The following is a 24,140-nucleotide window of genomic DNA, read 5'->3' as shown; positions in this document are numbered from 1 at the left end:
TCCAGGTCGCGCACACATGCGCTGGCCACCTGTCGCAGCTTTTGCGTGTCTCCGACAGGTGTGAGCGCAAGAAAGCGTCCCAGTCGCGAAAGAGCCAACCCGTCACATCGTGCGGGTGGAAGAATCGCGGCCAATTGGGAAACAGCGTCCTGCAATTCATCAACCGTCCGTCCGTCACGCAAGACGAACGGCGGTTTCAGCGTACCATGAAATCCGTATTTGCGCGGTGCCGCAGTAACATCAGGCAAGCCCTCAACATCGGGCTGAGCCACCTCGCGACCCTGTGCGGCATCCCAGCCCAACCAAGCGGCACCCGCCTCTGCCATGTTACCGGCGGGCGGCATATAGTAGATCGCATATCGGGAGTATGACATGAATTCCTCTTTTCCCTCGCCTTCTTTGGCACAGACACATGACAGCCATATGTCAGGCAATCTTACGCTCGCCAATGCGGAACTTGTCCTGCCTGACCGTGTGATCGTCGGGTCAATTACCACCGAACAAGGCATTATTGCGGAAATCAAGGAAGGCGACCATGTGTCAGCCGGCGCGATTGATTGCGCACGTGATCTGGTACTCCCCGGCCTTGTCGAATTGCACACTGATAACGTCGAACGGCATATTGAGCCGCGACCCGAAGTGGACTGGCCACACCTCCCTGCCCTTATCGCCCACGACGCAGAGCTGGCATCGACGGGTATCACGACGGTCTTCGACGCCATGCGTGTCGGCTCGATCCACAGCGGCAAAGGACGTTACACCGACTATGCCCGCACGCTGGCCAACGAATTGCTTGCCGCCCGCGAGGCGGGATATTTCAAGATCAGCCATTTCCTGCACCTCAGGGCCGAGATTTGTTCGGAGACGCTGCTGGATGAACTGGCTGCCTTTGGCACAGAGGACCGTGTCGGCATCGTCAGTTTGATGGACCATACCCCAGGTCAGCGACAATTCCGCGATATGGAAGCGCTCAAGACCTACGTGTCAAAGCGGCGGGGTTTGAACGATGCGCAATTCGCAAGCCATGTGGAGAACCTCTATGCTCTGCAGGAACGCTATGGTGCAAAACACGAAGTAGGTGCTGTTAAAGAAGCACGCAGATTAGGGTCGGTCATCGCGAGCCATGATGATACCACGGCAGAACACGTCGCGACCTCTGCCCGTAACGGCGTTGGCTTTGCCGAATTTCCCACGACCTTTGAAGCTGCCGAAGCCTGCCTGGCCAATGGCATCTCTGTCATGATGGGTGCACCGAACCTCATGCGCGGCGGCTCCCACTCCGGTAATGTCGCAGCAGAGGAGCTTGCGAAGCTGGACCTTCTGGACATCATATCCTCCGATTACATCCCGTCCGCGCTGCTCCTCTCTGCCTTCCGCCTTGCTGAAATCTGGGATGACCTGCCCCGCGCCGTCGCCACAGTTACCAGCAACCCTGCCAAGGCCGCCCGTCTGACAGATCGCGGGGCGCTGACAGCCGGAATGCGAGGGGATGTACTGCGTGTGCGCAAAATGGAACAGCTTCCGCTGTTGCGTGGTGTCTGGAGCGAAGGAAACAAGATCGGATGAGCCATCTCCGTCGTCTCTCCCAGTATGATTGTCAGGCGTGTAGCAATTTAACTGCATGTTTTTGTTAAACTATTAAAATTGTCAGCTGACAATTACCTCTCTGGACACGGCTTTCAACATGGGAGCTATGGAAAATTTACCATGCTCGGCGAGTTTACAAAGTTGCCGAAGGTAAGCTCCCGGCGATCTGATTTTCCCGACACGTTCCAGAATACACAAGACCACGACCCCTGCCCTTTCCATTCCCATGCATTGTCGCGCCTGATGAAGCACCTGATTGTCGATCCCAAGCATCGGTCCGATCTTTTCACTCAACTCGATGACATCCCGCCACCCTTTTACAGGTTCCGGAAAGTAAAGCTGTGCCGACTGACAGGTAGATGTCACCTCTTTCAAGGATATTTCTTCCCTGCCTGGTTCGATCGATTTGCGCGCTAGTCCTTGCTGCCTAACTTCAGAATCAAAAAAAGGTTTTATTGAATTCTGTATGTGCCGCTCATTTTGAGCGCAACTGGTGCTCATTTCCGGCGCTACAACTTCAGGAACGTCCACGTTATCCACCACCTGATTCAGCTTTTCCCGCAGGGCCATCAGATCATTTTTATCCGCTTTCCGGCGCAGAACTTTTGCCGCTTCGTCAATAAGCGGGTCGGGGCCATTCACTTCCAAGACCCTATTCCGCAGAACAAGCACTTCTTGACGCAACACTGCCAAGGCTTCGTTCTGTGCTGCAATGCGGTGCGCCCTGCCCGTCAGCTCCGTGTAAAGGTTGCGCAAAGGTGTCAGATCAAAGCCGAACGCAATCGCGACGTGCTGCCCCATGCGTTTCGCATAACGTTTGCGGTTCGGGCTGTCGTGCCGGCTGACAATGCCACTGCGAACAAGCTTGGCCAGATGGCGGCGTAGCGTGCTTTCAGGCATGCCAGACAATCTGCGTGACAAAGTAGCGTTTGAGGGAAAGACAACCGCCTCTGGCCCGTTGGGAATGTCACGGGTTGGCAGGAATGTCAGCATCGCCTTAAGGACACTGAGTGTTCGGTGAGACAGATCAAAGTCCACAGCACTTGAGGTCAAGAGATCCAGTAGGTGCCATTTGTCTGTCTGGGGGTTGGGGTGCGCTCGGCAAGCCGCTTCCGGCCGCCCAAGCGATACTTGGGACGCGTGTTTCATGTCAATTTCACGATAGACAACAACTTCCTGCCCCAGCCCCGAAGGGCAGAGTTGACAGAGGCGAATCAATGGGGCTATCTCAAAGGTGCGAAGTCTAAGATTGGCCTTCCGGGATCCGTCCTGGGGGGCTTTTCTTTTGCCGTCTTGGGGTCGTGCCTCCTGCTTTTTACTTCCTCACATCCTCCGACCGTTCTTTTTTCCATTGGTCGTGGATTTCTTGCAAAAGGGTCTCGGCGTTCTCTTCGAACCACCTGTCAAACCCGTCTGCGTTTTTTGTCTGTACCGTCAGCACGACACCTTTGCCGGTGCTGCGCAGGTCTGCGAGCGGTTGGCCGGATGCATTGCGCAAAGCCCTTGGCCCTGCTGCTTCCGTCTTGCCTGCGGTTTTTTTTGCCGCTTTGCCCTTTGCCCGTGCCATGACGGCCTCAAACCTGTCATCCGATCCCTTGCCTGCAAAGTCGGGAAGGCGTGGTGCTGAATGGGCCCGTGACCGCGCGGCAGGATCATCGAAAAGCTTGACTAACGCGAGCCAACGGTCACGTCCGACACCGGGTGCCGCGCCGATCAGCTTGAGGAACTTGAGGTCGAAACACTCGCCGACCGTCAACATCCTGCTGAGCATGGGTAAGTCGATGCTCAGCGCGTCCGCGATTGTCTGCCGTTCATATCCCGCAGCTTTCAGCTGCGCGGCAAAACTGGCTTTCTCGATAAAGGACAAATCCTGTCGGGCGGTGTTTTCCTGACCCTGCGCCATAACCAAGGCGTGATCGTCCAGCTGGCGCACCATCGCTTTGACCGGCAGGCCCAGCTCTTTCAACGCGGCAAGGCGGCGACGCCCGTAGACGATCTCGAATCGGCCTTGTTGTTTCGCATGTGGGCGGAGCAAGACAGGCACCTGTTGGCCATAAGTCTTGAGGCTGTCGCGCAACTGTTTCTGTGCAATCCCATCCACACCCAAACGGTCCGCGAACCCGCCGTCATCTATCAAATTTGCGTCTATTTCCTGAACCGCGTTCTCCTGAAGCTTGTTGAGCGACGATTGCAGCGCACCAACAGCGCCGCGCGGTGCGGGTTTAGGTCGTTCCGATGGGGCAGGGGGTGTGTTTGTCGTGCCTTGCAAAATGCCTTTACGTGCCATCAGCGCCCCCATGCTTTCTGGATAAGCGTTTCAATCTCATCGTTCACAAGATTGAGTGAATCGACCGCACGGTCATAGGTATTCCGGTGGAATTGTGCGCGGTCGACCTCGTAAATCGTCTGGTGCGTCAGTCCCGCATCGGAGATCGCGGTGGACTTGAGCATCGGTGCCACCATCACCTCATCCGAGAAAAGCTGACGCAGAAATGCGAGGACCTGCTGTTGTGGCCCGTCGTTGGGTTCGTACCGGTTGATAAGGAACCGCAAGAAATCAAAATCCATCGATGCGCCTGCATTAGAGACTACATCCAGCAAATCTGCGCTCATTTGCAGGAACTGCGACATGGAAGCGACATCAAGCATATTGGGGACAACAGTGATCAAAACGCCCGTAGAGGCGCAGAGCGCGGACATCGTAAGATAGCCAAGCTGCGGGGGGCAATCAAAGATCACGACGTCATAGTCCGCTTCGACTTCTCCGATGGCGGTCGCCAGACGGGAGAAGAACGGAGGCTGCATGTTATTCATGAGCGCTTGGGGCGTCTCATGTTCGAATTCCTGCAACATCAGACCACCTGGGGCGAGGTCGATACCCGCAAAGAACGTCTTTTGGATAACCTCCGAAAGGGGCAGGGGGTCATCATAGCGGATCGCGTCGTAGATCGTCCCTGAATCGAGGAAATCATACTCCGGTCGGTATCCGAACAGCGTGGTGAGGGAGGCCTGCGGGTCCACATCAATGCACAGCACTTTGTAGCCTTTGAGGGCGAGCCGCTGTGCGGCATGAACCGCGCTGGTCGTTTTGCCGGAGCCGCCTTTGAAGTTAAGAAATGACAGAACTTGTAAAGCATCACCGGGGCGACGTCCACGCAAGTAACTGCCCTTTGTCTTGGCTGTTTCCTCCAGCGTGCGCCGGATTTGCATGAGGTCTTCTGCGGAGTAGTGTCTACGTCCACCCGGAGTCATGTGAACATCGGGAATTTTGCCATCGAAATGCAATTTTCGCAGAAAGCTGGTAGAGATACCCAAAAGCTCCGCCGACTCCCCGGCAGAGAAAAGACGCAACTCCTTGCGTGCATCCGGTGCAAAGACCGTATGCATGTGCTGCTCCAGCGCACCGGCCAGCGTTTCTGCGTTGGCACGGATGCGGGCGTTTATGGTGACATTGCTGGTCACGACTGCTCTCTCTTAGTAACGCTCTTATTCGATAGCGCCTTGTTTTCCGTTTCTTAGGACAAAAGAACAGCATCGCGCAAGACATTTCAACGATTCGATGATTTTGTCTGCGCCACATGATGTAGTGTACCAGGTGTTTCTCTGCCCTAGATGCCGAATTGGGGGCGGCTGGCCTGCGAAAGCACCATGCACCGGAGCTTCGAATGCCAATGGTCACAAAGAAGCCTTTGTTAGAGACTACAATCTACAGGGCAAGCAGATCGAATTGTTAAAATATTGTTAACTATCATTAACTTAGCTAGGTTCTTTTGGCGGGAAATGGCGGTTCGCTTTACCAGCCCCGGACCTGTGACCTCCTTGCAGCAACAGGTCTTTAAATTGAGGGGGAATTTGGAGTGCAACTTTTCATTGAATAAAAATTGCTGTTTTAACAAAATGAGTAAAAGCTGCGGAGGGTGCGGCTGTGCCAGAATACCGGGTGCCATCTTTCCGCAGATAGTGATTTTTCGCCCTTTGGGCGTGTACTGGTAGGCGCCTGATGATGCGGATTTTTTTGAACCGGCATTTCATTGCCATGGCATTGGCTATGGTATTGATGCTCTTTTCGACGCTCCCCTCTCAGGCGACTGATTTCACGCGCAACGTTCCAGGAACCAGCCTTCGGCTGCCCGACGAATATCCGCAGGCGGGTGGTGTCGCGATTGTCTTGGTTGGGGCAAACGGCAACGCGTATTACCAGTTTTCCAATCCTGCCGGTGCATTTCGCGGGTTTCAGTATAACGGGACGCCCACTGAATTTCAGGGCAACCCCTTCACGATCAACAACCCCATTGACCTTGATTGCGGGTTCTCAACCTGTTCGACCTACTTTGGCGGCGCGATCACAAATATCTACATCCGCTTTTCCGCTTACGATGGCGATACGCAAGTAAACGGTTTCGATGAAGATGACATCACACTACGCATCAACGGCTTTACTGTCGGTAACTGGTCGGACGTCCAGACAGAGATCACCGACACCAGTGGCGTTAACTCAAGCGGGTTTGTTCAGGGCTTCGGCAACAATACCTTCAACACCGGCTGGTTCAGCTCAACCAATCCGGCGCTTTTGTCGAATATCCTTTCAACGGGCAGCACGGTTTCGCAGGTTTTTGATGCCGACCCCAACGACAACTATTGGGATTTCCGGCGCGGGAGCAACCTAAGCAACAACAACATCGTCACGGTAGCGCCAGGCTATACCATCGAAAAATCGGCAAATGTGAGCGATTTCACATCCGTCGGGCAAACGGTGACCTATAGCTATATCGTCACAAACATCGGCTCCGTGCCAATCCGCCAGCTGGCTGTCACAGATGACAAGATTGCGACCGTGTCCTGCGACAAGACCGAGATTCTGGATACCGAGCAAGGCGGCACCGCTGATTTCGCGACCTGTACAGGGACGTACCAGATCACGCAGGAAGACTACGATGCAGGCGAGGTGACAAATGTCGCACAAGCGGTCGGTGTTCCTGACTTTGGTAATCTGGGCACGCTGACGGATACGCTGACCATTGAAGGGCCGGACGCAACGCCTGTTCTGTTCGTTGAAAAAACCAGCACGCTGTCCGCGTTCGGAGAAGCTGGCACCGATGTGCCTTACAGCTTTCTGATCCGCAACGACGGTGATGTGACGCTGAGCAATTTCACAGTGAGCGATACGCTTATTCCCGGCCTGACCTGCAACGTGCCAGACCTCGAACCGAATGATGATTTCACCTGTACCGGCAGCTACCGCGTTACGCAGACTGACGTGAACAACTTTGCGGCCGACCCCGCAAACGAGCTTGAGAACACTGTTACCGTCAGCGCGGACACCCCGCGCGATGGCCGCTTGACGGAGTCTGACAGCGTCTCCTTGCCGGGACCTGTAGTGAACCTTGATCTGGAGCTGACCAAGACTGCAGTCGAGGCGACATATGACGCAGTCGGCGATATCCTTAATTACAGGATCGTTCTGCGCAACGCGGGCAACGTGACTTTCCCTGCGGCCCCGGCGGTTTCCGACCCGCTGGCCGGAACTGTGACCTGTCCAACCGGTCCGATTGCGCCGGGCAACAGTGTGACCTGTACGGCCAGCTATGCGATTTTGCAGGGCGACATCGACAGTGGCTCGGTTGAGAATACTGCAGAAGCGACGATCACGGTCGGCCCCAACAGTGACACCGAGCAAGATACCGCTGAAGTCACCGCCACGCGCAGTGTCGGTCTGTCATTGGACAAAACACTCGACAGCGCATCACCTGCGCAGTTCAGCGCGACGGGTATCGCGCTTGAGTATGACTATCTGCTGACCAACACAGGTAATGTCGCACTTGAGAGCGTGAGCGTCACCGACGACAAGGTAACGGTTAACTGTCCCGCACCAACGCTGGCCCCCATGACCAGCATGACCTGTAGCTCGACTGTCTATTCCACCACTCAAGGCGATTTGAACCGCGGTGGTGTCACCAATATCGCATCTGCGAATGCGGTTGAAGCCGGTGGATCGAATACCGCCGTCACCTCCAACACCGATCAGGTCACTGTGCCTGCCGTACAGAACCCTGTTCTTGAGCTGACCAAGACCGCACCGGTTGTGGCGCCTGGTGACTTCACCGTTGGGCAAAGCGTGACCTATACGTTTGCGGTTCGCAACGCAGGCAACGTGCGGATCGACGCCAATATCGGCGTGACCCAGATCGAGATTACGGATGACAAGATCGGGACGTTTACTTGCTTCCCCGCTCCGCTGACGGTCGGGCAGACGCAGACATGTACGCGTCCATACATACTGACCGATGACGATGTGGATGCGGGTTTTGTGGTGAACGTGGCCACCGCGTCAGCCGGTGCAACAGAATCGCCGCAGGTCAACGCGATTATCGCGCCCACGTTTAATCCTGCGATCTCTCTCTCAAAGACAACCAGCACCGCATCTGTTGACGGGCTTGACGATACCATCAATTACACCTTCGAGATCGAAAATACCGGCGATGCACGTATCGTTGAGCCGATCGTGATCAACGATCCTCTGCTCAGCGCGGCACCGGTGTGCAACCAGCCCGCTGACTTTGATCCCGGGCAAAGCTTTACTTGTACCGGTGTGCGTAACAACACTGCAAACGGCATCACCCAGGCGGAGCTTGACAGCGGCAGTGTCGACAACAGTGCGACGGCAAGCTTTGACTTTGTATCGAATGGCGTGACCAGCACGGTGACGTCGAACGAAAGCAGCGCATCCGTGCCTGTGACCGCGATCCCGAATGTCGAGCTGTCCAAGACCGGCCCAGCAACCTACAGCGCGCTTGACGAAGAGCTGAGCTATACCTTCACAGTGAGCAACCCTGCGCCGGGCAATGTCACGCTGCGCAGTGTAACGGTAACGGATCCGCTGATCCCCGATCTGAACTGTGTGCTGACAGACATCGCGCCGGGCACATCGCAAAGCTGTACCGGCACCTACGAGGTCACGCAGGCCAACATCGACGACGAGACCTTTACCAATACTGCCACGGTACAGGCACAGCCCGCGCAAGGCGCACAGCAGACCGATACCGATGATCACCGCGCCGATCTGGCAGCGGGGGCAGGGACCAAGACTGCAACTTTGGATAAACAGGCTAGCATCACGTCTTTCTCCGCCATTGATGAACAGATCACATATGTGATGGAGGTCGAGAACACAGGCACCCAGACGCTGACCAATCTGACCGTCACCGACATTCTGGATGCAAGTTTTTCCTGTACGATTGCGACCTTGGCCCCCGGTGCAATCGACCGGAGCTGTCAGTTCGAATACACGATTTCTCAGGCTGATATTGATCGCGGGCAAGTCGATAACAGAGCGACGCTGTCGTCGCCCGAAATCGACCCCCAGATTGATGATGAAACCGTCTTGGGGGAGGAACGTCTGGCGTCCTATACATTCGATAAAACGGCACCTGCGGGATTCACTGCTGCTAATCAGCCTATCGATTTTGTCTTTGTTGTTGAAAACACAGGTAACGTGACGCTGACCAATGTGAGCATCACTGATCCGTTTTTTGGGACACCTTATACCTGTACTATCCCGAGCATTCTTCCGGGTGTCACAGATCGCAGCTGTACGGCGCAATACACCACGATGCAGGAAGACGTGAACAGCGGCAGCATTACCAATACTGCGACCGTCACCGTTGATGCGCCTGCCGGTGTTACCGATCCGGCGGATCAAACCGATACAGTGGTTATTCAGGGTCCGGCAGAAAACGCCGCGGTTGTCATCACCAAGGCCAGCACCGACGGTATCTTTACGTCTGCCACAGACAGCGAAGTGTTCACGTTCAGCGTGCGCAACACAGGCAACGTCACCCTGACGGGGCTGACAGTCAACGATAGCGATCTTGGATTTACATGCGCCCTTGACGATCTGTTGCCCGGCGCAGAAGCGACCACATGCGCAGGGGGCGCACCCGCGTTGCAAGCGACAAAGGTATTTGACCAGACGAACGTCGATCTGGGCAGCTATACCAACAACGTCACCGTCGAAGGCAGCTCGCTCGGGCTTGGCACGCCTGTAAGCGACAGCGACACGGTTACGGTGCAAGGTCCCGCACAGGTGCCTGCCTTGGAGATCGACAAGACAACAACCCTCAGCGGAACATTTGATACGTTGAACCAGCAGATTTCCTATAACTACCGCGTGTTTAACCGTGGCAATATCACGCTGACCTCGCAAATCACGGTTGATGATAACCTGATTGCCAACGTGACCTGCCCGCAACCGCCAGCAGCAGGCATTCCGCCGGGTGATTTCATTGATTGTACCGCGACAACAAACATTACCCAGCCGAACCTTGATGCGGGTTTTGTCGAAAACATCGCAACCGCCAGCGTCACCCAAACCGTCATCCCGCAAGGGCAGGGTGGTGCCACGCAGGTAACGGTTACTTCGCCGTCCGATACCGTACGCATCGAGGCCGACCAGTTGCCGCGCTTGCAAATCGACAAGCGGGTCAAAGCCGGTTCGGCAGCAAGCTATTCTGCCGTTGGTGATCCTGTGACCTTTGAATATGTCGTCACCAACATCGGTAACGTCACCACCACTGCTCCGATTACAATTGATGATGACAAGATTGCAGGCACGTTGACCTGCACCACGGCACCGCTCGCCCCCTTAGGACAAGTCACTTGTGAGCAGGTCTATAACGCCGACCAGACCGCCTTGAACGACGGATCTGTGACCAACATCGCAACTGCCGACACGCTGTTCGATGGCGCTGCGGTACAATCACTGCCCGACAGCGTGACGATCAACGCGGTTCAGGATCCATCGCTCGCCATTCAGAAAACCTTTACCGGAACGAATAACCCGAACGCTTTCGATGTTGGCGACCAGCTGAGCTATTCCATCGTGGTGACGAACGACGGTAACGTGACGATTGACGGGCCGATTACGCTGGATGACAACCTTATCGAATTCCCCGCAGGCTTTAGTTGCGGCACGCTGACAAACAACCAGCTTCAGCCGAATGAAACGCTGACGTGTACCGCCACGCATACGGTTTCCCAGAACGATCTTGACCTCGGATCGTCGACAAACGTTGTTTCTGCCACCGGTAGCTTTGATGACCAGCCCGTACTGTCGCCAAGTGATAACGCCATTTATCCGGTTGATGCCTCCCCCAGCCTGTCGCTCGAGAAACTGGCACTGCCAGTAACAGGCGGTTTGATGATGGTCGGCGACATTGTCGAATATCAGTATATCGTGCGCAACACCGGCAACGTCGGCCTGATTGAGGCAATTACCATTCAGGATGACAAGCTGGGCACCCTTGCCTGTAAGCCAGAGGCGAGCGGAACCGTCCCGCCGCTTTCGACCTCCGGTGAAAATGCGAGCTACTCATGCACCCACCCATACGAGCTGACGCAGGCTGATGTAGATGCGGGCTTTGTGACCAACAACGCGACGGGGCGAACGGTCTACGCAAGTGCCGGTTCATCCCCGACAAACGTGGTATCACCAAACGCCGATGCCACCGTTACCATCACCGAAACACCAGAGCTTACCTTGGTCAAAGATCTGGTGACAGCGCTGCCTGACGGTGCAGCGGCTGACCAGATCCTGACCTTCAGCATGACGGCCACCAACAGCGGCAACCAGACGTTGCGCGGTGTCACCATAACCGATCCGCTGATCCCTGATCTGACCTGTACCGTGACGCCCGGCGGGGCTGCTGCACCTGCGAACGTGGTTCTTTTGCCCGGTGACGCGCTTGTCTGTAGTGGTGACTATCAGGTGTCGCAGGCAGATGTTGACGCGCAGACCTTCAGCAACACAGCTGCGGCATCAGGAACTGACCCCAACGGTGTCACGCGGGGTGACGAAGCCACTGAAATTGTTGTGATCGAAGATCCACAGCCCGCCATGGATGTTGAAAAGCGCACATTGCGCCCCACCGGCCCTGACAGTGATTTCTCGGCCGTGGGTGAGACGGTTGAATTTGCTGTTTCTGTCACCAATACCGGTAACATCACGTTGCAAAGCGTTGTCGTTACGGACGAGCGTGATGTGCTTCCTGCAAGCTGTACCGTCGGTCCGATTGCCCCCGGCATCACCGTTGACACCTGCCGTTTTTCTTACGTGGTTGAGCAGGCGGATATCGACGCCATCAACACAGGTGGCGGCGAAATCTTTGGCGGTTTCCTGAACGTAGCGAACGCAACTGCCACACCGATCAATACGTCCCTTCCTGACTTTACCGAAAGCGGCGAAATATTTGTCCGCGGCCCCGACCGCGAGCCCGGCATGCGCCTGACCAAAACGGCGGATCTGACCCAGATCAACACTGCGGGCCAGACGGTCACCTATACCTACCGTATCGTGAACAGCGGCAACGTCACGCTGACCGAGACACCTCAGATTGACGACGACAAGATCGGCCAGTTTGCCTGTGCGCCATTCCCCACCGGTGGCTTGCTGCCATCCGAGAGCTACATCTGTCGCCAGCCCTACGAAGTTCTTCAGGCGGACCTTGATGCAGGGGGTGTGACAAACATTGCCGTTGCCACCAGCAGTGAAGTTGACCCTGCGCCCGAGCATACCGCAGAGCTGACCGTGCCCATCGGCGGCGACCCCGCGCTCAGCATCGTCAAAACACCATCCGTCACGCAGGGCGTGACAGCTGGCGAAATCGTAACCTATGAGTATGTGGTCACGAACAACGGCAACTTCACCCTGACTGATGTCACACTTGTGGACAGCCATCTGTCGGCATCCGGTACAACCTTGCTGACTTATGACAGTGAAACGCTGACGCGCGATATCAACACAACCGGCACCTCACCGGACAATGCAGGCCCCGGCATCTGGGGCACGCTTGCGCCGGGTGATGAAGTGACCTTTACCGCGCAATATGAAGTGACCCAAGCCGATGTGGATGCGGCCTTTACCCTTGTGAACAGCGTCACGGCCACGGCCACAGCGCCTGCCGGACTGGACGATCCGTCTGCACAGGACAACGCGTCTGTCGCGGTGGTTCCCCGCGATCCATCACTGACCGTCAGCAAGACCGTGAACACCGACAACATCACAAGCCCTGCCGTTGTCGGCCAGCAAGTGCCCTTTACCATCACTGTCGTTAACGACGGCAACCAGACCCTTTCTGCACCAACGCTGGATGATACCTTTGTTGACGCGCTTAATCAGCCGCTTGATCTGACCCTCGCTCCGACGTTGACGTCCGGCGATACCGATAACGACGGTCTGCTGGATGTGGGCGAGACGTGGACCTATTCCGCGCGGTATGACCTCACGCAGCAGGCCATTGATGCGGGTGGCTTCGACAATACCGTGACCGCTGTGGCGGAAGATCAGGAAGGGCTGCCTGTTTCAGGCACCGACAGCTCCGAAGATGTTGTTCTGAACGATCTGCCAATGATCGCCGTGGTCAAAACGGCGGCGATTGACGATGGTGGTGACGGAAGCCTCGATGTCGGGGACACGATTACATACACTTATGTCGTTTCGAACACCGGCAACGTGACTGTGCTGGATATCACGCTTGCAGAAACCGGTTTCGACGGCACAGGTACACCCCCCTCACCACTGTTGAGCGCTGGCGGTAGTGCCATCGGTGGCAATGCCTCTTTGCCTGACCTTCCTGTTGGCAGCGGCACCATCACATATACGGCCACATACGGTGTGACGCAGGAAGATCTGGATGCTGGAACCATCTCCAACCAGGCGGTCGCTAATGGTGTCAGCCCGTCGGGTGATCCGGCTGAAGACACATCAGACGACAACAGCAACCTGCCCAACGCGAGCGACCCGACAGTAACGGTTCTGCCGACCACTGCGTCGATGGTTGTGGAAAAACGCGCCGATACCAACAGCCTGCAAAGTCCGCCTATGGTGGGCGATCCGGTACGCTTTACGATCACCGTCAGCAATACCGGCAACCTGACGCTGACGGCGCCCGTTCTGACAGATACATTGCGCGATGCAGATGGCCTTCCGTTGGCACTTGATCAGGCACCGCAGCTGACCGGCGGCGACGTCAACAGCAACGGTTCCCTCGATGTTGGCGAAACATGGAGCTATCAGGCGCGTTTTGATCTGACCCAGCAGGCGATTGATGCCGAAGGGATCAGCAACTCGGTCCGTGCTGTGGCAAATGATCTGGCAGGAAACACCGTCAACGACACCAGCGACGATGATGCAGGTGCCAGCGATTCTAGCGGCGATGGCAATGCAGAAAACGATCCGACCGCAGTGCCGATCACCGGCGCGCCCGGTATCGCGCTGCTGAAAACCGCGACCCTGAATGATGGCGGTGACGGATCGGTCGATGTGAACGACACGATCACTTACGTCTATACCGTCAGCAACACCGGCACTCAGACGCTGTTTGATGTGACCATCGCCGAGACGAGCTTTAGCGGCACCGGTACTGCCCCTGTTCCCGCCTATGTAAGCGGTGGTGCAAATCTGGGTGGTTCGGCCAGCGTCCTTGACCTGCCCGCAGGCGATACACCGATGGTTTTCAACGCGACATACCGCCTGACACAAGAAGACATCGACGAAGGTATCGTGACCAATCAGGCCACGGCAAATGCCCGCGACACTGACGGCACCGCGGTCAGCGATGCCTCTGATCCCGCCGATACGGCAGGGGACGCGCCGACAGATATCACGCTGCCCCGCGTGCCGGTATTGCAAACAGTCAAGGTTGCGACACCGCGTCTGAACAATCCGCCGCGTGTCGGCGACACAATTGACTACCGCATCACCGTGGCAAACATCGGCAACGTGACCCTGACGGCTCCGACGCTTGATGACCAGCTGACCGATGCGGCCAATAATCCGCTGGATCTGACCAGCGGTCCCACCTTTGACGGCGGTGACAGCAACGGCGATGGTGAACTCGATGTCGGCGAGACATGGATTTACAGCGCCCGTTTTGTTCTGACGCAGCCCGCCATTGATGCTGGTGGCGTGTCCAATACTGTAACGGCAACTGCAAATGATCCCGAAGGGGATGCCGTTCAGGATGTCTCCAGCACGTCAGACGCAAATCCGGCGGCAAATGATCCGACAGATACGCCGATTGCGCGCACGCCTCTGATCGGTCTGGTCAAGACTGCCGCGCTGGATCTGGGACCGGACGGTATCGTCGGCGAAGGCGACCGGATCACCTATACCTTCACGCTAACCAATCTGGGCAACGTGACCGCCTATGATATCGCGCTGAGCGAGACCAACTTCAGCGGCACAGCGGCGCTTCCTGTGCCCTCCTTGATAAGCGGTGGCGCAGCTGTTGGCAGAGGCGCTGCAACCGATTTGCCGGTGGGCAGCACGCCGATGGTCTTTGAATCCGTCTATGTGATGACGCAGGCCGATGTGGATGCAGGCCAGATTACAAACGAAGCGCTGGCCAGCGGTGCGACCCTTGACGGGACATCTATCAGCGATGCTTCGGATGATGCGACGTCGGGCCCGAATGCAAATGACCCGACGCTGGTTCAACTGCCGCGCGATCCGGGCCTCAAGGTGGTGAAAACCGCGATTACCAGCGGGCTGTCCACTCCCGCAGCCGCCGGGGATCAGATCACGTTTGTGATTACCGCTCAAAACACCGGCAACGTATCGCTGCGCGATGTTGTGCTGAGCGATACTTTCACGCGGCGGGATGGCACAGTTCTAAGCCTTTCACCCGCGCTGAGTGGCGGTGACGGCGGCACGTCCGGCGTGCTGGATGTGGGAGAGACATGGGAATACCGCGCGACATACGCCCTGCTGCAAGAGGATATTGATGCGGGTGGCGTGCGCAACACGGCCGAGGTCAGCGCCACCGCGCTAGGCGGATTCAACGTATCTGACGATTCAGATGACGGCATCCCGGGCGATGGAAACACCGAGAACGACCCGACCGAAGTGAACGTATCCGGCGCGCCGGCAATCACGATGACCAAACAGATCGGGGCAGGGGCCGTGTTGCCCTTCACGGCTGTCGATCAGCTTATCCCGTTCGAATTTATCGTAACCAATACCGGCACACTCACCCTGACCGCCCCGGTGACCATTGATGATCCGCTGATCGCGGCGCAGGACCTGGGCGGCGTGGCCTGTCCCGCACCGCCACTGGCACCGGGTGCATCCATCACCTGTACCGGCAACTATGCGATTGAGCAGGGCGATCTCGATCTTGGCTCATTCGAGAACTCGGCGACCGCTTCTGTTACGCAGCCACTTGTCCCCGCCAACCCCGGTGATCCGACAACGCAAACCGTGACAACCGATCCTTCCGGCGTAATTATTGATGCAACGCAGTCACCGGTTCTTATGGCGACCAAGGCAATCGCGCCTGCCTCGGCCACAAACTTTGCTGCTGTCGGTGACGAGATCACGTATCTGTTTACTGTAACGAACACCGGCAACGTCACAGCGCCCGGAGCCGTAACCATCAATGACGATCAGATTGGCGAGGGCCTTCCCTGTGATGCAGGCCCGGTGGCACCCGGCGATACGGTATCCTGTACCCACACATGGACGGCGGAACAGGGCGACATTGACGCGGGGTCTGTGGTCAACATTGCAACTGCGCAAACCGTCATCGACGGCGCTGATGTTATCTCCGAAGAAGTTACGGCGACCGTTCCTGCGGTTCAGATGCCTGCGCTTTTGTTCGAGAAAAACCTTACAAGCGCCCAGCCTGACACATTTGATACCGGCACGGTTCTCACCTACGAATTCATTCTCACAAACGATGGGAATGTGACTATCGACGGTCCGATCACGATCAACGATACGCTGTCGGCTGACGCCAGCTGTCCTGCGCTGACAGACGGGCGGCTTCTGCCCGGTGCATCGGTTACCTGTTCGGGCACCTACACGTTGCGCACTGGTGATCTGGAGCTTGGCTCGACCACAAACACAGCCACGGCGAGCGGTTTCATCGGTACGGAGCCGATTGAGTCGCCCGGTGACAGCGCTCGTTACCCCGTAGGGGCGGCACCGGCGATCAGCCTGATAAAGAACTCTGACCCCAGCGACGTGAGCTTTGCCGAAGTGGATGACGTGATCCGCTATAGCTTCACCGTTTCAAACACGTCCCTCGTGGGTCTGACCGAGAATATTTTCATTGACGACAACCGCATTGGCGAACCTTTCGTGTGTTATGATGCGGCGACCGAAGGCGTCTTTGGCGTCGGAGAGAGCTTCACCTGTTTCCGGGATTATCTTGTCACGCAAGATGATCTTGATCTGGGCTCTGTGACCAATGAAGCGCTGGCCACCACGACCTTTGCGCCCGGCACACCGAATGAAACTGCCATCGTATCGCAGGCCGCGACCAAAGTCGTAGAAGGCGAAACGAACCCCGGCATCGAGCTGGAAAAAGTGATTGTCGGCTCACCTGCTCCGGCAGAAGCGGGCGATACCCTGACATACCGGATCACGGCAACGAACACGGGCAACCAGACCTTGTTGGCGGTCAGCATCACGGACCCGATGGTGCCTACGCTAACTTGTACTGTCGATGATGTTGCTGCCGATCCGAGCGTTACGCTCGCGCCGGATGAAGCATTGATTTGTGAAGGCACCTATGTCGCGCTTCAGGAAGATGTGGATGCACAGTCGCTCATCAACGAAGCAAGTGTGATGGGACAAAGCCCGCAGGGCGAGGATATTACCGATACGGCCGAAGTGCCCGCACAGATTGCGGAACCGAGACCCGAACTGGAAGTCGAAAAAGCTGTTGAACCGGTGCTGTCGGCCAACCAGCCCGCGTTCAGTCGTGAGGGCGATGTTGTACAGTTCCGCCTGACTGCGCGCAATAATGGCAATGTAACGCTGAACAATGTCACGCTTGAGGACGAACGCACGACAACACCTGCAAGCTGTACAATCCCGTCACTGGCACCCGAGCAAGAAAACGCCAGCTGTATCGTCTCTTACGTTGTCACCCAGCAGGACGTTGATGCCGTGAACGGCAGCGCCCCTGTTTATGGCGGCTTCCTGAACCGTGCGACAGGTACGGGAACGGCCAACACTCCAGGCCAGGAAACCGCCACCGCCGAGGACGAGTTATTTGTCCGCGGTCCCGATCATGCGCCTGCCTTCAGCCTGCTGAAAACGGCAGATGTGTCGCAAGTCACCGAAGCGGGTGAGACGATCACCTACACCTACGTGGTGACCAACAGCGGCAACATCACCCTGACGGCACAGCCGCAGGTGACAGACGACAAAATTGCCAATGTGAACTGTGCGCCTGTCCCGGGCGCAGGCCTTGCCCCCGGCGATACGCTGCAATGTTCCGCCACCTACGAAGTGACCATCGAAGACCTTGATGCCGGCGGTATCACAAACATTGCGCGAGCCAGCTCTGCTGAGGTGCCCCTGCCTGCCACACCGGGCGACGAAACCGACAGCGTCACCGTCGAGGCGATCTCCGATCCGCAACTGTTGATGGTCAAGACACCCAACGCGACCAGCGATCTGGCTGTGGATCAGGTGGTCACCTATACCTATACCGTCACCAACGCGGGCAACGTGTCCCTTAACGACGTGACCCTTGATGACCAGCATACCTCGGCTGCGGGAACTGTCTCGCTTGATGTGGCGGGCGATACGCTGGTGACCGATGATGGTCCGCAAGGCGACAGCTCTGACAGCGGCGCGAATGGCACATGGGACAGGCTCGCCCCCGGTGATATCGTCAGCTTTACGGCGCTTTATACTGTCACGCAGGATGACATCGATGCAGGTGCACCGATTACCAACACTGCAACCGTAAGCGCGACCTTGCCCGGCTCGCCGACCCCCATCACGATCAGTGCGACACGTTCCGTCACACCCGAAGAGGGCGCACCATCGCTGGAAACGATCAAGACGGTCGATCTGAGCGGGACTTCAACGCCGCCAGTTGCCGGGGAAACCCTGACGTATACCATTACGGTTGAAAACACCGGCAACCAGAGTGTGCTGAACCTTGAACTGGATGATACGCTGCGCCGTCTTGACGATACGATTATCGCGCTTTCGGGCCCGCCACAGCTGACAGGTGGTGACGCGGGTGAAGCCGGTGTGCTGGATGTTGAAGAGATCTGGACCTACCGTGCGACCCACACGCTGACCCAGCAGGACATCGACGCAGGTGGTGTCAGCAACCAGGCCACCGCAAGCGGGATCACTGTGGAAGGCGTTGAAGTCTCGGATGCTTCTGATGATGACGTACCGGGTAATGGCGGCGACAATCCCACCGTAACCGTGATCGACCCTATGCCGGGTATCGAGGGTGAAAAGACACTCGTCAGCGGCGCGCCCGAAGTCGGCAGCCGTCTGGAATTCGTGATCGTTGTGCGGAACACCGGTAACGTGACCCTGCAAAGCGTGGGTGTCGCCTCTGACCGCCTCACGCGGTTGGATAACACGCCGCTGGCCTTGAACGGCACGCCAACCTTTGCCGGATCAACGCTCGGATCATCTGCCGGTGTGTTGCTGCCGGGCGAAGAAGCCCGCTACCGTGCTTTTTACACGCTGGTTCAGGAAGACATTGATGCAGGCGGTGTACGCAACAGCGCAACAGTCACAGGCGCGCCACCGGTTGGTCCTTCTATCACCGATGTGACCGACAACGGTATCGACAGCGACGGTAACACCGCTGACGACCCGACGACCTTTATTATCGAACGCGAACCCGAACTGGATCTGACCAAACGACTGGCGACAGGCGGTCCGGTCACCTATTCGACAGTTGGTCAGGTGCTTACCTATAACTTTATCGTCCTCAACTCCGGCAACGTCACGCTGCCCGGCCCGATCGTGGTGTCAGACCCGCGTATCACGGATAATGGCGGTTCCGTTGTCTGTGATCCTGTGCCCCTTGGTGGCTTGCGGCCTGACGCCCGTCTGGCCTGTCTTGGCACCTATGCTGTCATCCAGCAGGACATCGACGACGGTCAGATCGTGAACGTCGCGACGGCCACGACCGACGGGACGACCTCTGATCCCGCGACCGAAACGATCCTTGCACAGCAGACACCGGCGCTGGCGCTGACCAAAACGCCACAGGACCTTCCACCGGAACAGTTCATCACCGGCGCGCAGGTAACCTATACCTACGTCACAACCAACACCGGCAATACCACCATCATGACGCCGATCACGGTCAGCGATAACCTGATCCCCGCAACCGGTATCACCTGCGACGTATTCCCCGATGCAGGTTTGCTGCCGGATGAGACGTTCACCTGTACCGGTGTCTATACAGTGACGGCGACAGACGTCCGTCTGGGCAGTGTGACCAACATCGCAAGCGCGACGGACGGGGCGACCATCACGCCGCTTACATCGGCAACCATTCCGAACGGCGGTATCCCGTCACTGTCGATTTTGAAGTCCGTGCCAGAAGATACGACCTTTACCGAACTGGGCGAGACGCTGACCTTCTCCTTTGACGTGACCAACGACGGCAAACGCGCCTTCGCGGCACCGGTAACTGTGTCGGATACGCTTATCGGCCAGATCGAATGCTTCACGCCAACGGTGGACGATCCCGATTTGATCCCCGGCGAAATGGTCACCTGTACGGCCGACTATTCCGTAACGCAGGTAGATCTGGACCGTGGCAATGTCCTGAACGAAGCTTTTGCTCAAACCGTATTCGGTGCTGACGACACGCAGGTTTTCTCACCGCCAAGCAATGTGACCGTAATCGCTGACATCACCTCCGAAATCTCGCTCGAAAAGACCGCGGCACCGCTGCCGATTGTCGGACCGGGGCAGGAGCTGACCTATACGTTGACGGCGACAAACACCGGCAAACAGACCCTGCGCAATGTGGTGATCCGCGATGACATGCTTGAAGATTTCGAGTGTCAGCAGGACGTCCTTGTGCGTGAAGCACAGCTGATCTGTACCGGCACCGCCATGGTGACACAGGACGATATCGACGCCGGCAGCATCACGAACACTGCCGAGGTAAGTGCTGTGACGCCGCAAGGCGAAGGTGTGGGCACAAGCGAGACACTGGTGATTGAAACGCCAGAACCTGAACCGTCTGTTGCGCTTTCGAAAACTGCGTCACCGTCCCCGTACGGAGAGCCCGGATCAACGCTGACCTACTTCTTCGAAGTCCGTAACACAGGCAACGTCACGCTGACGGATCTGGTTGTCAGCGACATCATGGACCCGAACTATGCCTGCGAAATCGAAACGCTGACCCCGAATGACGTAAACACAGACTGTACGTTTGAGCGTGTGATCACACAGGACGATCAGGACAGCGGCATGCTGGAGAACACGGCGTCGGTGATCGGGGACGCCCCCGGAGAGCTGACAGCCTCAGATGAGGATACGCTTTTGCTGGTCGGTCCCACGACCGAAGGCGCATTGGTAGTGACCAAAACCGTTGAGCAGATCACACCGGTTCTTGGCGCTGCTGTGCCCTTCACGCTCACCGTTGCAAACACAGGAAACGCCACACTGCGTAACGTGATCATCAACGACGAGATGACCAATCTGGGTGGAGCAGAGATCACGCTGGATGCGCCTTTTGCCCGTATCCCCGAAACGGATATCGGCAATGATGACGTCCTAAGCGTCGGCGAAATCTGGACCTATACCGCGACACGGACGCTGACTGCGGATGATATCAGCACCGGCGGTCTGTCCAATCAGGTCACAGCAATAGCGCGTGCCCCGTCGGGCCGTCCTGTGCTTGATATGTCGGACAACGGCATCGATGACGACGGTAACACCGCCAATGATCCGACTGTCTTTGCAATCGCGCCGCCGGGCACACCCGCGCTCGAAGTCGTCAAAACCGTATCTTCGGGTGGCACGAACGTGGGTGATCTGGTGGTCTTTACCATTCGCGCCCAGAACACCGGACAGGTGCAGATCAGCAATTTGACCATCATCGACACGATGACGCGTCTGGATGGTGCGTCGGTCACTGCCGAAGTTACCGAAACCGCTGTGCCGAACGTGCTGAACACCAACGAAAGTGCTACATGGCAGGTGACGCATACGCTGACACAGGATGACATAGACGCCGGTGGACTAAGCAACACCGCAACCGTGTCCGGCACAGGTCCACTTGGCCGCTCCGCCTTTGATATCTCGGATAACGGCATTGATGACGACGGCAATGTGACGGACGATCCGACGGTCTTCCTGATCGACGGTTCACCTGCTGATTATTCGATCCTCAAGACGGTGGAAGAAGTCGGCACAATGGTCGGCGAGGAAGCAACCTTCCTTGTGACCGTGACCAACACCGGGGGTCAGGCTCTGACGGGGCTGACTTTGACGGATACCCTTACCGATCTGGAGGGCGAGAACCCGCGCACCTTGCCGCTTGTCTACATCGGCACCGACGAAGACCCCACCTTGCCGCGTGGCACGCTGGTGCCCGGTGCGATTGCGACATACCGCGCTACGGTCACCTTGGAACAAAGCGACATTGACGCGGGCGGTTTCAGCAACGTGGTTACCGGTATCGCAACCGGACCGGATGGCGCCCCCATCGAACGGGTGTCCGATGACAACAACGAGGGTAACGATCCGACCATTGCGGAAATCGAGGCGCTGCCGCGCTTCGAAGTCGTGAAATCCGCTGAGGAAGGTGAAATCCTGTTCCCGACCATCGAGCGGGTCCGCTTTACGATCACTGTGGCCAACACCGGTAACATCACGCAAACCGATATCGTGGTGACGGATGATCTGGAAGCCTTCCTGTCCCCTGCATTGCTCATGTCGGAGACCTATCCGATTGAACTGGCCGCAGAAGGGTTCGGCGAAGCAACTGCCAACCCTGCCTTTGACGGTGTGAATGATATCAACCTTTTGGGCGAAGGCGCTGTACTGGCACCGGGCGAGACGGGGACGATCACGATGACGATTGTCTACGCCACAGGCACGGGCCAGCCCGGCGCGCCGAACACCGCCGCTGCGGCCTCAGAACAGCTGCTTGAACCGGCAGTGGGCGAAGTTATCGTTCTGACAACGGATACTGACGGAGACGGCATCCCTGACCGGTTGGAATCACCTACAGCAGACAGAGACGGCGACGGTATTCCCGACCGCGAGGACTATGACCCGACAGGTGTGCTTTATTGTGAAAACGATGGTCGCATTCTGATCGGTGGACAGATTTCTGTGTCCGGCAACGGGTTCACGCAAACGGGCGTGGGCACGTCAGGGCCGATTACCGTGGTTCGTGACGGACGTCAGGGCTCCTATCAGTTTTATGCGACTGCTGCTGGCACCTATACCGTCGGCATTACCTATCCAACAACAACGCTACCGTCTCAGGACCGGCTGTCGCTGGGTGATCTGGATTTGTCTACCTTCCTGCCGGACAATCCCGGTGTGATCGGTGCAGGTCCGGCTGGTGATACCGGTTTGCTGACCGACAGCTCCGCGCCTGCCAACCCGTTCTACACCAGCTTTACTGTCGAAGCGGGCGATCCGATTGTTATCAACAACAACATTCCGGTGCGTGATTGTGATCGCATCACAGATGTGAACGCGACCAAGACCGCAGACCGTCAAACAGCGGTCTTTGGTGAAACGGTCAACTTTGTGATGTCCTATAGCAACCAGTCCGAGATCGCGCTGAGCAATGCGCGTTTTGTCGACCAACTGCCTGCTGGCCTGATCTATACTCCCGGCAGTGCACGCGTTGACGGCGCGCCGGTTGAGCCGCTTGCCGATGGCCGCCGCCTTGAATGGCGCGGTGATCTGGGTGCAGGTGAAACAGTCGAGATACGCATCTCTGCGCGCGTTGTACGCACGGGACGCTTTGGTGTCATCACCAACCGCACCTTTGTCGAAAACCGCTTTGGCAGACCCGTGTCCAATATCGCAGAGGCTGACGTGCGGATTGATCCCGAACATGTCTTTGACTGCTCCGATGTCATCGGGCGCGTGTTCCATGACCGCAACGGCAACGGGTATCAGGATGGCCCCGGCACCCTGCGCAGTCCGATCATCGAAGACAGCTATCAGGGGAACGGGAAATTCGGCAAACTTGACGACATCCCTGAACCCGATGACAGGAGCGAACCGGGCATCGCTGGCGTGCGGCTTGTCACGCCTGATGGTATCCTCATCACCACCGACGAGTTTGGCCGCTACTCCTTGCCGTGTGCCGCGTTGCCGCGCAACATCGGCAGCAACTTCATGCTGAAAGTGGATGAGCGGACGCTGCCAACCGGTTTCCGGATTACCACCGAAAACCCGCGCGTTGTGCGCCTGACTGCCGGTAAGTTCGCCAAGATGAACTTTGGTGCAGAGCAGGGCCAGATTGTCGATATCGATCTGACAGCACAGGCATTCGCCGCCAATTCAGCACAACCCAAACCGGGGTTGAGCCAGGCAGTCGATAACCTGCTTTCCAGGGTCAAGGACAACGATCCGGTGTTGCGCCTGACCTATGCGTTGGCAGCGGGCGAGACACCGACGATGGGCCGCGAACGGCTTCGGGCGATGGAAGCGCTGATCCGTCAGCGTTGGCGTGGCCTCGGGTCAGGTAAGCTTGTCATTGAAAAAACAATTGCGAAGACACGGTAGGGACAGAGCC

Annotated in this window: 6 protein-coding genes; 2 read left to right on the top strand and 4 right to left on the bottom strand. The window is 57.2% G+C overall.

Annotated features, from left to right (window positions below; all coding sequences use genetic code 11):
• Positions 1 to 374, bottom strand: a 374-nt coding sequence (locus Z946_RS0101155; protein WP_025053917.1) for a DUF1045 domain-containing protein, incomplete at its 3' end; no start/stop codon positions are given.
• Between Z946_RS0101155 and Z946_RS0101150 the strand changes: the two genes are divergently transcribed.
• Positions 373 to 1,566, top strand: a complete 1,194-nt coding sequence (locus Z946_RS0101150) for an alpha-D-ribose 1-methylphosphonate 5-triphosphate diphosphatase (protein ID WP_052836053.1) — start codon at positions 373 to 375, stop codon at positions 1,564 to 1,566. The genes Z946_RS0101155 and Z946_RS0101150 overlap by 2 nt on opposite strands.
• An 81-nt stretch (positions 1,567 to 1,647) precedes the next feature.
• On the opposite strand, the gene repC is transcribed toward Z946_RS0101150, so the two are convergent.
• The 3 genes from repC to repA all read right to left on the bottom strand — a co-directional run bounded on the left by repC (position 1,648) and on the right by repA (position 5,049).
• A complete protein-coding gene (repC, locus tag Z946_RS0101145) occupies positions 1,648 to 2,736 on the bottom strand; it encodes a plasmid replication protein RepC (protein WP_025053915.1) in 1,089 nt (362 codons plus the stop codon).
• 166 nt (positions 2,737 to 2,902) lie between these two features.
• Positions 2,903 to 3,874, bottom strand: a complete 972-nt coding sequence (gene repB, locus Z946_RS0101140; protein ID WP_025053914.1) for a plasmid partitioning protein RepB — start codon at positions 3,872 to 3,874, stop codon at positions 2,903 to 2,905.
• Positions 3,874 to 5,049 (bottom strand): plasmid partitioning protein RepA, encoded by a 1,176-nt coding sequence (gene repA, locus Z946_RS0101135; protein WP_025053913.1) that lies wholly within the window; start codon positions 5,047 to 5,049, stop codon positions 3,874 to 3,876. Before repA ends, repB begins: the two co-directional genes overlap by 1 nt.
• Before the next feature lie 538 nt (positions 5,050 to 5,587).
• Here repA and Z946_RS21480 point away from each other — a divergent pair.
• Positions 5,588 to 24,130 carry a DUF7507 domain-containing protein gene (locus tag Z946_RS21480; RefSeq protein WP_025053912.1) on the top strand — a complete coding sequence of 6,181 codons (18,543 nt, stop codon included), beginning with the start codon at positions 5,588 to 5,590 and terminating at the stop codon, positions 24,128 to 24,130.
• The last annotated feature ends 10 nt before the right edge of the window (positions 24,131 to 24,140 follow it).

The organism is Sulfitobacter noctilucicola, from assembly GCF_000622385.1.
Classification (GTDB): domain Bacteria; phylum Pseudomonadota; class Alphaproteobacteria; order Rhodobacterales; family Rhodobacteraceae; genus Sulfitobacter; species Sulfitobacter noctilucicola.
This window is presented reverse-complemented; position numbering and strand designations above follow the sequence as displayed.